The organism is Paenibacillus sp. 2KB_20 (assembly GCF_052115765.1).
Lineage (GTDB): Bacteria > Bacillota > Bacilli > Paenibacillales > Paenibacillaceae > Paenibacillus_AQ.
Genome location: NZ_JBFRHH010000001.1, coordinates 442,739 through 459,267, shown reverse-complemented (window position 1 = coordinate 459,267; position 16,529 = coordinate 442,739). Strand labels below are relative to the sequence as shown.

The following is a 16,529-nucleotide window of genomic DNA, read 5'->3' as shown; positions in this document are numbered from 1 at the left end:
CGTCTTGCCTCCTTACATCATCGCGCTGTCCGGATCGATTCTGCGAACAATCCAGTTAGCAATTAGAATCGTTGCGCATCCCAGAACAGACTGTACGAATGCGGCTGCGGATGCCATCCCTACGGTGGCGGTTTTCAGCTGCTTATACACCATGACATCGATGGTGGTTGCCACGTTGAACAGCGAATTGGAATCTCGCGTGACCTGATAGAACAAGCCGAAATCAGTGTAAAATATCCGCCCGACGGCCAGTATAAACATCATGACGATCACCAGCTTGAGCATGGGCAGTGTAATAAATCTCGTCTGCTGCCAAATCGATGCGCCATCAATAACAGCTGCTTCATAATAGGTGCTGTCAATGCTCGTGATGGTTGCCAGATAAATGACCATACCATATCCCAGGCCCTTCCAGACATTTAAGAGAATCAAGAACAATGGCCAATATTTCGGCTCCATATACCAGTTAATCGGATCGCTGCCCATATTGACGAGCATTTGATTGACAATCCCTTTATCGAAGCTTAAGAATGCCCAGCCTACCGCAGATACGACTACCCAGGATAGGAAATAGGGGAGGAACATCATTGTCTGATAGACCTTGCTCGCTTTGCGGCTGTGGAGGAGTCCGATCATAATCGCGAATAGAACGGGCAGAACGATTCCTAGCACGATAAACACAATGTTGTAGCCAATGGTGTTGCGAATAATGATCCAAGCGTCATTCGATTTGAATAAAAATTCGAAGTTTTTGAGGCCGACCCATGGACTGTTAAACACATTGCTCAAGAAGCCGCCGCTAATCTTGAAATTTTTGAAGGCGATAATGATCCCGAACATCGGTAAGAAACTAAACAGGAGGTACCAAATCGTGGTCGGCAGCGCCAAGAGGGTAAGTTCTGTATCCTGCTTGTGCCAGCGTGTTCGTAAGCGCTTTCGTTTATCTTTTGATTCGGCTTTCGAGCTCATGTTTCCTCACTCCTTACGGTGTAATCTCGCTTGTCGGTGCACTTGTTAGTTTCATTGTATAAGAGGAGGATTCGATGCTTCCAGATAACAAACTTGATACTATAGTCAACAAACGTTAGATTCGATAGAATTGATTGTTCTATTGGTCGGCTAATAAACAAGACAAGTGTTGGGATTAGATGGCTCTGTTTGACCTATGACAATATTCCAAATTTTAAATTTTTTATTGATGGAAATTGAGATATTTGATATGATGTACTCACAAAAGCTACTCACGATAACGGCAAACTTGTCGAAAGGCAAGGACGCAAAGCTACAGGGTCTTCTTGACGAAACGTCAATGACAGCCAGCTACCGAATGAAAACGCTTTTTTTGTTTTTTGGACAAACGTGGAACTCTAATATGATAATGGCAAACTTGTCGAAAGACTAGGACGCAAAGCTACAGGGCCTTCTTGACGAAATGTCAAATGGCAGCCTGGCCACCGAAGGGGAGTTACACATGCGCAACGCAGTGTTCGCGATAATTGGACTTTTTGCGTTTCTGATATGGGCTCCGGTTGTACAAGCTGCACCATCTGAAGATTGGCTGGGCTTGGAAGAACTGGACCGTGGGGCAATCGTCATTCAATATGACGTGAAAGCAGGCACCAAGACGAAACTCATGATCGGAAAAGGTCAGGACCAATATACATATGGGCTTTCGCCGGCCAAGCAGCAGGAAGTTTTTCCACTGCAGATGGGCAACGGAGATTACACGATTTCCGTGCTGGAACAAGTCAGCGGCAGCAAATACAAGATCGTTCAGGAAGCGGCAGTTAAGCTGCAACTGACGAACGGTAGCAAAGTGTTTTTGAACTCTGTACAAAATATCGATTGGAGCGAAGAGGGCAAGGCTGCTCAGCTTGCGAAAAAGCTAACCCGTTCTGCCCACTCCGACGAGGAAAAAGTACAGGCTGTCTACGAATATATCGTCGGGACGGTCCGGTACGACAATGCTCTAGCATCCAGCAAGCTGACGGATTACCTTCCCGATAGCAACCGCACGATCGCTGGACAGAAAGGGATGTGCTATGATTACGCCTCCCTATTCGCTTCCATGCTCCGCAGCCTCGATATTCCGGCAAAGCTTGCCATGGGAACCTCGGAATACGTTGATGTGTATCACGCCTGGAATGAAGTATATTTGAATGGGCAGTGGGTAACCATTGACACAACCGTCGATGCAAGCTGGAAAAGCAAAGGGACCGGATACAAAATGATTAAAGATGCCTCCAGCTATTCAGCATCCAAATACTACTAATTAATGCGTAATAAACTAAGCTTTGGACGAATAAGTCCAAGGCTTATTTCGGTTGTATAGAAATTGTAGAGTTTTGGCCGATATAATGCAGAAAGCCCGCTGGGTTCTGAAGGAAAATACAGACACCAATGAATCGTGCGCCCATAACAGGTCTTGGAGATGATGGCTCATGAAGTCCATTATTGGCATGCATTTTGGTAGAAGCATGGGACGAAATGAACGCACGGAAAGTTAGATCGGAACCGAATATTACGAGGGTAATGATAAGATTGAGGGAGAGATTATGAAGAAAAAAGTAAGTGGAATTGTTGTGGCGCTGCTGCTTCTGTTTCAAACACTACTCGGCACATTCGCTTGGACAGCGAATGCTGCTGGTAGCGAGCAGCCATCAGCCGTTACTGTGCAGGAATCAGAGATTGGCGTGCAGGAATTAGAAGTTAGGGAGCCAAAGACAGTCACGGATGACGTATATAACACGCCAGCACCAGCAGTCGATATGGAAGGAATACTAACCAAAGTCGTATTAACCGATGTGAACGGTACCGTGGTTGATGCGGTGTATAATCCGGACAGCAGCCTGGACATCGGTGCAGCCGTTAATCTCAGCTACGAATGGGAGCTTCCGAACGGACACGGCTACAAGAATGGGGATACATTCACTTTCGAGCTGCCGACGCAGTTTGAGATTTTTACGGACATTGACGCACCGCTCCTTGCCGGTCAAGGCGAAGTTGGCCGATTTACCGTTGATCGGAATGGGAAAATTGTGATGACCTTCAACGATTACGTGGAGAATCATTCCAACATCAGCGGCAAGCTGGAAATTCGTACCGAGTTTAAAAAGGAAGTTCTTAAAGGAAGCACGGAAATCATTATTGCTATTCCGATCAAGGGCGGGGTTCAGACCATCATCGTGAACCTAAAGCCGCAAGGCGGAAAGCTGATCGAGAAGCAAGGGAAAGCGATTGGCAAAGACCAGATCGATTGGACGGTCCAGATCAACAAATCATTGGATAAAATCAAGCACGCGGTTCTCATAGATGAAATGCCTGAAGGCTTGGAACTCATCGCGGATTCCGTAGAGGTTTACAACCTGCAGGTTAACGGTGACGGCTCAGCGGTTCTTGGTGATAAGCTGGACGCTGGGAAGTACGCCCTCCAAACGGGCGGCGGCAACCTGGAGCTTGCATTCCAGGATGAGACGATGAGCAAAGCCTACGAAATTCGCTTCTCGACGAAGCTTATCGGTCAACAGTCCCGGTTTGAGAACACCGCTGTCCTGTCGGGCGAAGGGATGGAAAATGCCCAATCGACGGCTACCGTAACGGTAGATCGCGGCCAATTTCTGGATAAGTCGTATCGCCAGAATAAGGATACCGGAATCATCACTTGGACGGTGAAATACAATTTCAACGAGAAAAAGATTCCGAGCGCTCAAGCCATCATTACGGATGAATTTAGTGAGAACCACACCTGGATTGCCGATTCGTTGAAGGTGTATAACGGAAATTCGACGAATGCCAAAGACTTGGCTTCCGAAGAGGATTACACCGCTGTAGCGAAAGGTAAGAACGGATTCGAGCTTCAATTCAATAAGGATATCGATTCGCCGTATACGATCGTTTACCAGACGAAGCCGATCGATCGCTTGAGCTCCGAAGGGCAGGGTGTCAAGAACAAAGTCGTATCGGGTGAAGCGTCCAAGGAAGTAACGGCCCCGGGCTATGGAAGCCCTGCGCTGGTGAAGGGAACCTCGAGCATCGATTTCGCCAATAAAACGGCAAAGTGGAAGATTACGGTCAACGGTGATAAAAAACCGGACGGCACCAAATATAGCATGGAGAAGGTAGTCATCACGGATACGTTCCCGCAAGGCGGACTCGAATTCGTTCCGGATTCAGTGATCGTAAAAGCGGACGGGAAAGTCGTTCCAGAGAGCGAGTACGCGGTGAAGTACGATAATGTACGCGAAGGCTTTGTAATCGAATTCTCTAAGATGGACACCACCTATACGATTGAATATGAAACGAAGTTTAACATCAGCTGGCTGAAGGATCGCAAACGGGACTTTTTGAACAGAGCTTCGATGACATGGATCGAGGAAGGCAAGACCAAAGGACCGATTGAGCGGGATGCGAGCTTCTCCGCTGACGATTATACGAAAAATAACGGCGGTAAAGACGGCAGCTACAATCCTGTCAGCAAAGAAATTACGTGGAACATCAAGCTGAATTATAATCTCGATTTGCTTAAAGAAGCGATCGTCACCGATGTTCTGAAGCACGAGCAGAAGCTTGTGCCCAATTCGGTCAAGGTATACGAGATGAAGCTGACCGGGGGACGTAATGGTGTTCAGAAGGGCTCGCTAGTTCCAACTGAACAATATGTAGTAACGGAACCATCAGAAGCTAACGGAAACCAGCTGTCCGTTCGGTTTACCAGCCCGATCTCATCGGCATACTGGATTGAATTCAAAACATCGCTGGAAGGCACATTGATTGTCAATAAAATCGATAATACAGCGGAACTGCTGGATGGCAGCGCTAAAAAAGCGACATGGAACGCCAGCGTAACGATTCCGCACGGCGGCGAATATGTGAAGAAAAACGGCGCCCAAAACGGAAACAAAATCGACTGGGTGATTCGAATCAATGAAGGTCAGTCGCATATTTCCAACGCCAAGATAATCGACTATCCAAGTGCGAACCAAATATTGATCGAGGATTCCTTCCACTTGTACGCAACCAAAATCAATGCAAATGGAAAAGCGGAAAAAGCTCAGGAGCTGACAAAAGGGAAGGACTACACCTTAACCATCAATAGGCTTGACGGAGATCAGGAGACGTTCGAATTAAAGTTCGCAGGTGACATCTCAACGGCCTATATTTTGGAATATCAGTCGTTCATTATTGCTGAAGATAAAGAGGCTGTACAGAATAAGGTGGCTCTCGAAGGAGATCAGCTGAAGACTGAAATTCGGGAAACGACAGAAGAGGTTATTGTCCGTACTTCCATCGGCTCAGGTTCGGGAGGCGGCGTAACGGGCAGCCTGGAAGTAACGAAGGTTGATCAGGACGATAAGACGAAGCTGCTGGCAGGAGCAAAGTTTGCTCTTTACGACAAGGCCGGCAAACGAACGCCGATCGTAAAAACTACGGATGAGGAAGGCAAAATCCTCTTTACGAAGCTGCTGTACGACGAGTATATTTTGGAGGAGCTGGCAGCTCCAGAGGGATATAAGATCGAGCAAGCGACGTGGGACGTAACGATTGATAGCATCAAGAGCCAAGGCAATGTGAAAAAAATGATCGTTACGAACCGCAAGGAAGAGCCGGTTACACCTGGCGAGCCTACGGATCCGACAGATCCAACAGACCCAACAGATCCTGGCAGTCCGACGGATCCAGGTAATCCAGGGAACCCGACAGATCCTGGCAATCCGACGGATCCAGGTAATCCAGGGAACCCGACAGATCCGGGCAGTCCGACGGATCCAGGTAATCCAGGGAACCCGACAGATCCCGGCAATCCGACAGACCCAGGCAACCCGGGGAACCCTACCAATCCGGGTAATCCGACCGGTGAGGTAGAGGTGCCGGATGAGGATGTTCCAAGAGGTGAACCAACAACGCCTGAGACGCCTCAAACACCTGAGACACCTCCGGCAGAGCCGGAAACACCTGCCGTCGATATTGACGAAGAGGATATTCCGCGAGGGGGCGTCGATCCTGAGCCTCAAAAGCCGGAAGCACCAACTCCATCTGAGAAGACTTCAACACCGCAAACGACGGTTCCGATGCTTCCCAAAACCGGTGAGGCGAGCCCTTATCCATTCTATTTGGCTGGTCTCGGGCTGATCGCTTTCGGTGTATGGTTAGGTCGCAAACGGATAAAAATGAAACCATAATTCGTCAGATTTCGGCTCTCCTTGTCCTGTAACCAGGGCAGGGGGAGCCGTTTTCCATGAGGGGGATCAACCGCCAGGATGTATGCATTTATAATGTGCAGTAGCATAAATACCTCTGATCGAGATCAGAGGTATTTATGATGCGTTATCTCACTGGGGGGTTAGTTTTATCATGATCCTGCTGAAATGATCTCGTCAATTTTAATCCAACGCGATTCCTCTTCGGCCATGGAGAGTTTGATTTCCCGTCTAAACGTGTGGATCAGCACGACAATTCCTGTCAATTCCGTGTTCTCATATTCATCGAACAGCCTCACGGTAATCATGCGGTGTTCATGAAATGACTCGGCGAGAGCACTCTCGATTAATTCCATTTCTTGCGGATCCAGCGTCGGCCGGTCTTTTCTGCCTTCTTCCAGTTGCCTGCGAATGATGGTTTCTTTGTGTTCCGGCAGCATCATCCGACTGGATTCCCACAGTCCGTTACCCTCAAGCTTTTTTCGTGTTGTCATTTATAGTGTCCTCCTATCTTGGCTGATCGATCCAGCGCTTGGCCTGCGTCTGTTTTGGATACGGCTCTAATCACAATCGAATTCCCGTATTTATTTTTGAGGGCATCGGTCACCCGTTCAAGTGCCATTGACCGCTCCCGTCCTGTATCAAACAATGACATTTGGTATTCCGTATCCGGGGAAAACTGTGACAAGCTAATACCGACCCGCCGAATCGGCAGGCCGTCCCAATACGTTTCAAGCAGCCGGCATGCCCAGCGGTAAACCTGATTCGTAATATTCGATGGATCCTCCATCTTCATCTGTCGGCTAAATCCCGTAGGGCGGTCAAAGTCTGCTCCCATACAACCGACCGACACCACATGCCCCATAAAACCAAGACCGCGGCATCGCTGGCAAACCAACTCGGTTAGCTCAAGCAGCACGACCTTGATTTCTTCCAGCTTGGTATAATCCCGAGGGAGGGTCATCATGTGTCCAACCGATTTAGGGTCAACTTGGTGAGTGCCTGGTCTTACCGGGCTATCATCGATTCCGTTGGCAATTCGCCAGTACATCTCGGCTGAAATATCGGAATTTTTACCGAATTTACGGCGCATCATCTGCTTCAATTTAGCAAGAGGCGTCTGAGCCACGCTGCCGATCGTGGGCAGCCCCATGACGTTAAAGTGGCGGGTCATCTTGCTGCCGGCCATAAACATACAGCTAACGGGCAGTTTCCAAAGGGTATCCGCAAGCGAGTCCTTGGACAACGTGTAGATGCCGGACGGATTTTTCTTGGCGTAGTTGTCACAGGCGGTTTTAGCCAGGATTTTGGTTTCACCGATGCCGAAGCGAGCGTAAACACCCGTAGCATCCATGACATGACGCTGAATGGTTGTGGCTAACTCATCGGGTGTGCCGAACAGGTGCAGCGAACCGGTAACGTCCAAAAATTGCTCATCGATACTGTAAGGCTCAACCAAATCGGTATAACTCTTGTATATCTCCGTGATTTGCATCGAAACGTCAATATACTTCTGCATCCTGGGTTTAATGACGACAAGATCCGGGCACTTTGACAGTGCTTCCCCTAATCTCTCTGCCGTCGTTATTCCTTTTTCTTTAGCAAGCGGACAAGCAGCCAGCACGATGCCTGAACGTCTTTCCGGATCCCCTGCAACTACCAAAGGGCGGCCTGTATACTCGGGATGGTCTGCCTTCTCAACAGATGCATAAAAGGACTGGCAATCCCCTAACATGATGACTCGGCTAGATGATTTCACAACAGACTCCCCTTATCTGCAATTTGTAGCCCCAGGTAGGTGTACGATCTTTGCTCGATCTCCGCCTCAATTAGCCCCCATAGTATGGACAGCTTGTGATGATACCCTCTACAGATGAATTCAACCTCAATGCCAAGCTTTGTTTTTCGATCCTCGTAAACCTTAATGGCATATTCACGCATTTTTTTACGAGCCTGAGCTAAATCGGATAATGCGGCTGCCTGCAAATGGTCGATGATCGCATTCGTTAGCTCGGGGGTCTTTAAATCTGCTCTGCATAGGATCGAACGATCATGCTCTAACACATCAAGTAAAAGGGGTAATAAAATATAATCCTTCACCAGTTGGGTTTCATCTGGCTTCAACCCAATACTCAACATCATTAACCACCTCATTGACGGGAACGTTTGTTTGTATTATATGCGAACATTCGTTCTTTTATCAATGTAAATTATACCCTTATGGTGACGGATCAGAAATTGACAAGCGATACCCCTCATGATCAGGGATTAAAGCCCCCACCTGGAACCTTTCAATCAACGGATTACTTTTATTAAGATTCACTTTCATTACAAAGTCGGAAGGGAGCTCTTGGATGCAAAACGAAATATCCTCCTGTAAAAATTCCGGTTTTTCATTATCGTAAAATTTCTCGGCCGCTTCTGACTTTCGAATCCGTTCAATGGTTTCCTCGGCAGATATACGGTTAGTGTCTTGGAGAATCTCCGATATATATTGTGCGCAGGCCAGATCATCATCCCCTGACGGATGCGAAGCAATTAAATTAATCATCATGTTGTCTTCTTTTAATAAGTTTCTCTTTATAAACTCTGCTGTTGTTCTTGCATTGGTGAACCCGGTAACGAATAGGTGCTCGGTACTCAATGCGTTTAGGGTTGCTGTAACCCCATTGGTTGTCTTCTGGATCAGAAATTTCTCCCGAAGATCCAAGTTGTGTAAACGTACAGGCGAATTGTCTAGTTCAAACCCCGGAATCGGCAGCCCCTGTATCTCTCCCGCTAATAAAAAGTCAGGATCGATTTTCTTTAGACGCAAGGCGTCGTCTAGAGTTCCTGCCAGAATGATACCTTGAACCCCATTGATAAAGGCATAGTGCGCTACGGTAAAAGCCCTTATAACATCAATTACAACATTGATGTGTGATGCTTCCAATGTATGATGATGTCCTTGGATAATCTGTATCGGCATGCAGCAAACCCCTTTCACCCGGCATACTTGGGCTATTTTAGTAACAGTATATTTGCCCAAATCCAAGGAGTGCTCAAATCCTCCAAGGATTCCGCAGCAATGAAGGAATATTAAATTCGGATGTGGTGATAATTAGGAAGCATGTACTAATAAATGGCCAACTATAAACGAACTTCAAGTCCGAGGAGCGATACCATGGAAAAGACCAAAAAGCGAAAACTGAATATTAGCTTTAATAGCGATATCGACCTGCAGACCGACTCCGCGGAGACAAAAGACAGCGAATCTTCCGGAAAATCAAAGTCTTCTAACAGCTCAAAGGGTCAATTGTGGGAATTTATCGCACTGGCGACGATCCCGATCGTACTCGTTTTCGGCAATTCCATGCTAGTCCCGGGGCTTCCTGAAATGCAAAGGGAGCTTGGTATCAGTAAATTTCAAAGCAGCTTGATCATCACAATTTTCTCCTTGGCAGCAGGCTTGTTTATTCCGATTATTGGTTATTTGTCCGATCGATATGGACGAAAAATTATTATTATACCCGCCTTGATCATATATGGAGCTGCCGGTATTCTGGCAGGATTCGGCGCCATTTGGAACTCATTTGCGGTGATTATCACTGCGAGGGCGATTCAGGGGCTAGCGGCCGCCGGAACAGCACCGATTGCCATGGCGCTCGTTGGCGATTTATACGATGGCGGGACCGAAAGCAAGGCACTGGGCTTAATCGAAGCTTCCAATGGCGCAGGGAAGGTACTCAGCCCGATCATCGGTTCCCTGCTTATGCTGATCGTGTGGTATGCTTCCTTTTTCGCATTTCCTGTGTTCTGTGCGTTATCGTTGTTGGCCGTCATTTTTATGATCAAAGAATCGAAACAATCTTCAAAGCAAGAACTAGGGAAATACCTTGGGAAAATCAAAGGCATCTTCAAAGAAAAAGGCCGCTGGCTCATCACTGCTTTTTTTGCCGGATCACTGGGGTTGTTCATTTTGTTTGGCGTACTATTCTATTTATCCAACATTCTTGAAGACAAGCCGTACCACATCGACGGGGTCAAGAAGGGATTGATATTGGCCATTCCATTACTCGGGATGGTGATCACCTCCTATACAACTGGAAGCTTGATCAAGAAAAAGGGCCTGCTGATCCGTTGGCTGATGAATATCGGGCTGATTGCCATGACCCTTTCTCTGGCGGCTACGCTTTTCTTTTTTAACAACATTTATGTGTTTATCGGGTTGCTAACAGTCAGCTGCATTGGAACCGGAATGCTTCTTCCATGCTTAAATACAATGATCACCGGCGCTGTTGAGAAAAGTGAGCGGGGAATGATTACGTCCCTTTACAATAGCTTGCGATTTTTGGGGGTTGCAGCAGGGCCTCCCTTATTCGGGTGGATGATGGACAAATCGGATCATGTCGTTTTTATAACCGTGTCTTCACTATCTTTGGTTGCTTTAGGATTCGTGTTCTTTTTGATTAAGCCGCCTCGGCAGATCGGATGACCAGACAAATCGCTTATTGTAAAAGATGGGCACCTGTCAATGGGCATGAGCATATTATGCCAATGTCATTGGATTAAACGACTACATCAAAAAGAATTGAGGAGATCCTAAAATGAACAGTTCCCTGCGAACAGTTTGGCCCATGGAGCTATGTGATCCGAGCGGGCTGCGCGAAAATCCCGAGCACGGCAAAAAAGACCACGACACCTACGAGGTCATGGAACGCGGGATGACGATGGTTATTGATAAAGGCTTGGGTAGAAACATGTTTTCAGATGTGATCGAGACAGCCTCGGATTACATCGATTGCGTCAAATTCGGTTTTGGGACGGCTCCGCTGTATAAAACGGAAATGCTGCTATATAAGATCAATCTAGCCAAACAACATGGAATCGCGGTCATGCCCGGCGGAACCTTGCTAGAGACAGCCGTGCAGCAAGATGTCGTCCCCGCATTTTTTAATACCGTTTGCCGTCTTGGATTTAACGCTATAGAAGTATCTGATGGCACGATTGAGATGTCGCGAAAAAAACGAACGGAGCTCATCCGGGAAGGTAAACAACGCGGACTTCGGGTTTTTACGGAGTATGGTAAAAAGCAATCCGGTTCCCGCATCGAAGCCGAAATGCTCGCGTATACGATGGAAGCGGATTTAGACGTAGGTGCCGAGTATATCATCGTTGAAGCGCGTGAGTCAGGACTGGGTATCGGTATTTTCGATAAGCATGGCGAGTGCCAAGAAGAAATGATAAATACTATCATCGACTACGTGTCGGATGCAAGAAAGCTGATTTGGGAGGCACCTCTTAAGGAGCAGCAAGCGATGCTTCTCCGCAAATTGGGATCTAATGTGCATTTGGGGAATATCCAACCCACCGAAGTGCTTTCCCTTGAAACGATGCGCCGGGGACTTCGTCAAGATACGTTTGAACTCGGGGTGAGAGAGAAACATACGGATGGATTTTGTTACGTGATTTAAACATAGACCAAACCACAAGAGAATGATAATTACTAGAGGGCTGTCTATGGATATCTCCAGAGTCAGCCTATACATATTTTCGTTGAAGAGACTGATCCCGGTAATCCCCTTCAGGGAACAAGCATACACTAAACAAGCAGGACTGGCTTGTTACTCTAATCTATGAAGGATGATTCCGTGTGAATTTACAGATCATGCCCGGGCGAAAGAGCCCCTTTTTCTTTCGTCGTATTTCCAAGAAACTCTTCTTCATTACCGCCGGCTCCATCATTCAAGGTTTTGCCATGGCAATGTTCTTGTTTCCTCACGCCATTCCTTCGGGGGGAGGAGCAGGGATCGCGGTTCTTCTGAACCATGTGTTTGAGCTCCCAATGAGTCTCGGACTGTGGTTAGCCAATTTTATTTTCCTCGCCTTTACAGTCCCTTATCTTGACGGTGTCAGTGCCTTCGGGACCATATTTGTTATAACGGTGACGTCCGTTTCCGTTAATTTCTTCGAGGTGTTCTTAGAACCCCCGTTTGGCAACGTATGGATCGATCTTCTATTCGGCTCGGTTATTCTCGGAACAGGTGTCACCATCCTCATAAAGCAGAGGGTATCGAACGGGGGAATCGGTTATGTTGCCTTAGCCATTTATAAGTATAAAAGAATCAATCCCGGTACCTCATTGTTCTGGATGAATGGAATCATATTCGCCTTCACTGCCTATGTGATCGATTGGAAAATTATTATCCTTGCAGTTGTATGCCAGTGGATATCGACCCGGATCATTAACTGGATTCATCAGTTTCCTCCTCCTAAGTCGATCTATGAACCCGCTTGGCGCAAAAAGTGATTCTGTGTACGGACATAAGAGTGATTGACAAATATAACAAAAATATGGAAATTTGGGTCGTGCGGCCTATATTAAATGAAAAACAATGTAAGTTATAGTTTAAATATGTCATAACATGTTTGAATATTCGACAAATTCACACTTCGTAGTACGATAATAGCAAACCCACTGAAAAGTGGCGACGCAAAGCTACAGGGGCTAATGTGGAGCTACTTAAGACCGCGATGCCAGCCAGTTACCGAATACGACGGAAGCCTCCGTCTGTTTTGTTGTGGTTATCATAATGGATGGGGTTTTTTTATTTTTCGCTAGGAGCTGCCGAATGCAACCGCGGCGATGAATAGGAGATCGATTCCATTATTAATCGCTTATTCTTACAAGGGAAGAAGGGAAAATAATGGGTCAAAGAACACTGGTAGAAGCAAACAATCATTTTCCTAATATCCTCAGTATGACTGAAATAAAAGAAAGGTTGATTGAACGGAAAGAAATTCTTTATTTGCTCCAAGAGGAAACAAGGAATATGAACGATTTGCTGTCTATACCCTATTTATTTGTTATAACAGATATGGATGGAACCGTCATCGATTATTGCGGAACAGGTTCGTTAAAAAGTTTTCTCGAGAGAAATAATATGAAAAGTGGGACCTCATTGGCAATGGAAGACGCAGGAAATAATGCCATTTCATTATCCATGGAACAACAAACGCTTTCTGTCGTAGTTGGGGCCGAGCATAGTAATCGCTTGTTTTCAGAATTGGCGTGTGTTTGTACTCCCCTTCGAATAAAAAATGTGATCATAGGCTACCTAGGCCTTAGTTTTCATTATTTACACGAGGTTACATTTGCCATACCACTCATTGAACACTTGGCCAAGAATATTGAAGAAAAGTTACCTCAAAAGGATCCCATTCTGCAAAGGGAGCTGATCTATTCTCACTTTCACCAATATGAATTAACGAATCGAGAGAAAGAAATAGCATATGGGTGGCTGGAGAATAAAAATGTACCTGAAATTGCTGATATTTATGGTATTAGTCAAAGTACGGTTCGTACTTTTATTAAAAAGATATATGCAAAAACGAGAGTCAACCATAAAGGAGCATTTCTTAAAAAATTTACATAACCGTCATAAAAATTCTTAAGACAAAGATTACCCAATTCTGGGTATTTTTTTTATTTACGTCGAATTTTATAATGATAAGTAGCTGTAGCTTTAAGCTGATTCGCGTTATCGATAAGATGAGAGCTTCAATTCTTTTGGTTTGAAAAAGTTTGTCCCAGGAACTGTGGCAACGGTCATCAATCACTTGTTACGACGGGGGTGGGTGAACAAGATGATTTCTATCGAGAGCGAGCTCGAACAAGTAGCAAAAAAACTCGAACTTCTACGAAGAGAACTTGAGCGAGTGGCCAGCAGTTTCGAATTGGTGCATCAAGATGTTGTCGCCATTTCACAGTCGTTGGATAAGCTGATTGTTCGTTACATGCAATTAAAAAACCAAGAGGAATATATCAAAAGAAAGTAGATCTTCTTCATAAGAAGATATCTACTTGGGCGGTGAAACAAACGGATTAAGATTTACTAAGGCAAGAAGCAAAAAAAGATGACCTCCGAAATTTGGAGGTCATCTTTTTTTGCTCGTGGACTGTCCTCATGAATCCATTACCAACACCCGAAGGGAGGTGCGGCGGAGGATTCGTGAAGCCAACCAGCAGCCGCTGACGGCAATAGCAAGCGCGATCAGAGCCAGCCCAATGGCCAGCGGCCATTCCATGATGAGTGGCAGCTTGACAATACCGTAGGTAGAGAGCAGACCGCGCAGCACGGCTGGCAATGCGTAGACACCGCAAGCGATGCCAACAAGTGCACCAAGCGCAGCCAGTCCGGCAATGCCACTTGTCAAGGCACGACGGATATCGGTTGCTGTCAGGCCGAGCGAGGCATAGATGCCATATGTTTTCGTTTCCTTACGAATATGCAGACGGCAAGTCGTATAAACAATAAGACAAGTGACAGCCATGAACAGAAGAGCCAGCATACTCATCGGAATGAGCAAAACCGCCGCAGCTTCTTTGAATACGGAATCGAGCAGCACTTCCTGCTTCAGCGCTTGGATGGAAGGGCCGTAACGCTCGTTCAGCTGCTGTACAAGCGCATCGCTATCGGTTTTGCTCTTAAGCTGAATAAACCCGGCGTCCGGATGCAACTGCTCCACAAGGTCCGAGGTGACCCTGGCGACGTTCGACAAATTGGAAATAGACTGAAAGGTGCCGGTGATCAGCAATTGCTGCGGTTTTCCTTCAATGTAGATCGTGAGTATGTCGCCGATATCTTTGTCCAACTTACGCGCAATATTGATTCCGATAGAAACTTCATTAGGCAGTGCAGGATTACGGCCCGCAAGCGAGGCAAATCCCATCTCGTCCATGCTGCCTTCCACGACCGTCAAAGGGAGGCTAAACGTCTGTTGATGATCGCTATCCCCTTCGACATCCGCGATGACGCCGGTGGCGGCCCCAGACCAGTTTAGACTGAGAACCCGAGGGTCGTTTTGGATATAGGCTTGCATTTCTGTCCGATCCATACCTTCCGCATGGATAACCATAATGGCGATATCCGCATCGTCATAACCCCACTGGGCCGACGTTTCACCAATGCGATAGACACTGGTTACTAGCACGGCGCCAAAGACGAGCACAGCCACCGTGATGCTCATTAGCAGAAAGATCAGTACTGCGCTTTTTTTGTTGCCGCTCACATGCTTCCAGCCGATGACCGTGGGTACGGACCATCGGTCCAGTAGTCTTATGCGGGCACCATGCAGATGGGTACGACTATGCGAGGATTCCGACATGCCGTAACGGATCGCTTGAATGGGCTCAATATGGCGTGTCTTAGCAGCATAAACAAGGACGCATAGAAGGATGATGAGCAGCAGGCCGCAGCCGGTCCAGATCGCAACATCTGCTGCTTGTACGGGAACAGGTGCTGTATCGGATTTGAGAAAAGACAGGGAATTCTGGATGATGACATCTGAAAGGAGGCGACTTGCAATCAGTGCTGGGACCAAGGCGACAATCGCCATTAAACCGTATTGCAGCAAGTAGGTACCGATGATGCGTTCGGAAGTCATGCCGATCGATTTGAGAATGCCGATGGTGCGATAATTGGCAAGGATCGTGTCCGTGATCGTAAAGCCGATCGTAAGCAAAGCGACGAGGATCATGATCAGCCCGAGGAAACTCATGACAAAGCCGATCACCTTGTTCATGATAAAGTAAAAGGCCGACAATTCGGCAAACGAAACGCGTTCCTCCAAAAACGGCGATTCGAGCGCCTGCTCAAAGCGCTGCCAGTACTCCCCGCTTTGTTCGGGATACGCATAGCGAAGCGATAACATGTATTGCTCCGGAGTGGACAAGCTACCCATGGTTGACCGGTAGTCGGCATCGTTCATCCAGATGCGGGCAGTGGTCGAGAAAGGACCGCCATGGGATAAGTCGATGACAATGGCGCCAATCGTGAAATGTACTGGTGCAGTCCCTGAGGTGAACGTCAATTCATCACCGATGTGCATGTTGTATTTGTAGGCAAGCGAGGTGGGTATCCAGATCTCGCCGGCTTCCGGAACGGTCAGATGCTCAGGGCCTGTACCGGGAAGAGGATTGTTGACCCCGTGCGGCATCGGAGGCGTATTGATCATATACAGATAAAGATTGGGCAATTCTTTTCCGTTATAGACCAGTCCCGTCCATGGCTTATAAGGGACTAAGCTGGATGCGGTTACTCCGTCTTGGCTTGACCACCAATCGGCTACCATTTGTTTGTCATGCAACCCGCGGGTCATATTGATGACTTCATGGGCACCCTGAGCAGCCGTATGGCGATCATTGAATACATTTTCCGTATTCATCAAGACCGTAAATGCGGTGCTGACTAGTAGGGCAGATAGGGCAATAAGCAATGCGATCAGCGTGTTTTGCATTTTTCTTTTGCGCAGGTTGCCCCAGCAGAGTGTTAATATGGCTCGCATCCCAGA

13 protein-coding genes and 3 riboswitches are annotated in these 16,529 nt (G+C 47.0%); of the genes, 7 read left to right on the top strand and 6 right to left on the bottom strand.

Translation table 11 applies throughout. From position 1 onward, the window contains the following. Positions 1-12: 12 nt before the first annotated feature. Complete coding sequence (locus AB4124_RS02095; protein WP_441970876.1) at positions 13-969, bottom strand: ABC transporter permease; 957 nt, start codon at positions 967-969, stop codon at positions 13-15. A gap of 272 nt (positions 970-1,241) precedes the next feature. Then, positions 1,242-1,328, top strand: a riboswitch (cyclic di-GMP riboswitch). Positions 1,329-1,370: 42 nt separating this feature from the next. Next, positions 1,371-1,459: riboswitch (cyclic di-GMP riboswitch) on the top strand. 12 nt (positions 1,460-1,471) lie between these two features. On the opposite strand from AB4124_RS02095, the gene AB4124_RS02090 reads away from it, so the two are divergent. Next, entirely contained in the window at positions 1,472-2,272 is an 801-nt protein-coding gene (locus AB4124_RS02090) for a transglutaminase-like domain-containing protein (protein WP_076324257.1), read from the top strand. 283 nt (positions 2,273-2,555) lie between these two features. Next, positions 2,556-6,179, top strand: a complete 3,624-nt coding sequence (locus AB4124_RS02085) for a collagen binding domain-containing protein (protein WP_441970874.1) — start codon at positions 2,556-2,558, stop codon at positions 6,177-6,179. Positions 6,180-6,349: 170 nt separating this feature from the next. Here AB4124_RS02085 and AB4124_RS02080 read toward each other — a convergent pair whose 3' ends face one another. The 4 genes from AB4124_RS02080 to AB4124_RS02065 all read right to left on the bottom strand — a co-directional run bounded on the left by AB4124_RS02080 (position 6,350) and on the right by AB4124_RS02065 (position 9,165). Beyond that, the gene (locus tag AB4124_RS02080; RefSeq protein ID WP_441970872.1) at positions 6,350-6,691 is read right to left on the bottom strand and encodes a YolD-like family protein; all 342 of its coding nucleotides are present in this window, start codon (positions 6,689-6,691) and stop codon (positions 6,350-6,352) included. Next, positions 6,688-7,956, bottom strand: a complete 1,269-nt coding sequence (locus AB4124_RS02075) for a DNA polymerase IV (protein WP_441970871.1) — start codon at positions 7,954-7,956, stop codon at positions 6,688-6,690. Before AB4124_RS02075 ends, AB4124_RS02080 begins: the two co-directional genes overlap by 4 nt. Then, positions 7,953-8,339 carry a hypothetical protein gene (locus AB4124_RS02070; RefSeq protein ID WP_339267145.1) on the bottom strand — a complete coding sequence of 129 codons (387 nt, stop codon included), beginning with the start codon at positions 8,337-8,339 and terminating at the stop codon, positions 7,953-7,955. Before AB4124_RS02070 ends, AB4124_RS02075 begins: the two co-directional genes overlap by 4 nt. Before the next feature lie 76 nt (positions 8,340-8,415). Beyond that, on the bottom strand, positions 8,416-9,165 hold the full coding sequence (locus AB4124_RS02065; protein WP_441970869.1) for a 2-phosphosulfolactate phosphatase: 750 nt from the start codon (positions 9,163-9,165) through the stop codon (positions 8,416-8,418). Between the two features lie 195 nt (positions 9,166-9,360). On the opposite strand from AB4124_RS02065, the gene AB4124_RS02060 reads away from it, so the two are divergent. The 5 genes from AB4124_RS02060 (at position 9,361) to AB4124_RS02040 (ending at position 14,015) form a co-directional block, all read left to right on the top strand. Beyond that, a complete protein-coding gene (locus AB4124_RS02060; RefSeq protein WP_430180009.1) occupies positions 9,361-10,671 on the top strand; it encodes an MFS transporter in 1,311 nt (436 codons plus the stop codon). 112 nt (positions 10,672-10,783) lie between these two features. Further along, positions 10,784-11,650 (top strand): phosphosulfolactate synthase, encoded by an 867-nt coding sequence (locus AB4124_RS02055; protein ID WP_441970866.1) that lies wholly within the window; start codon positions 10,784-10,786, stop codon positions 11,648-11,650. 194 nt (positions 11,651-11,844) lie between these two features. Further along, positions 11,845-12,486, top strand: coding sequence for a YitT family protein (locus AB4124_RS02050; RefSeq protein ID WP_441971624.1), 642 nt, complete (start codon positions 11,845-11,847; stop codon positions 12,484-12,486). A 148-nt stretch (positions 12,487-12,634) separates the two neighbouring features. Next, a riboswitch (cyclic di-GMP riboswitch) is annotated at positions 12,635-12,729 on the top strand. A 154-nt stretch (positions 12,730-12,883) separates the two neighbouring features. After that, a complete protein-coding gene (locus tag AB4124_RS02045) occupies positions 12,884-13,612 on the top strand; it encodes a helix-turn-helix transcriptional regulator (RefSeq protein WP_326114557.1) in 729 nt (242 codons plus the stop codon). 211 nt (positions 13,613-13,823) lie between these two features. Further along, positions 13,824-14,015 carry a Spo0E family sporulation regulatory protein-aspartic acid phosphatase gene (locus AB4124_RS02040; RefSeq protein ID WP_339267137.1) on the top strand — a complete coding sequence of 64 codons (192 nt, stop codon included), beginning with the start codon at positions 13,824-13,826 and terminating at the stop codon, positions 14,013-14,015. Positions 14,016-14,141: 126 nt separating this feature from the next. Here AB4124_RS02040 and AB4124_RS02035 read toward each other — a convergent pair whose 3' ends face one another. Then, positions 14,142-16,523 (bottom strand): ABC transporter permease, encoded by a 2,382-nt coding sequence (locus tag AB4124_RS02035; RefSeq protein WP_441970863.1) that lies wholly within the window; start codon positions 16,521-16,523, stop codon positions 14,142-14,144. Positions 16,524-16,529 lie beyond the last annotated feature (6 nt).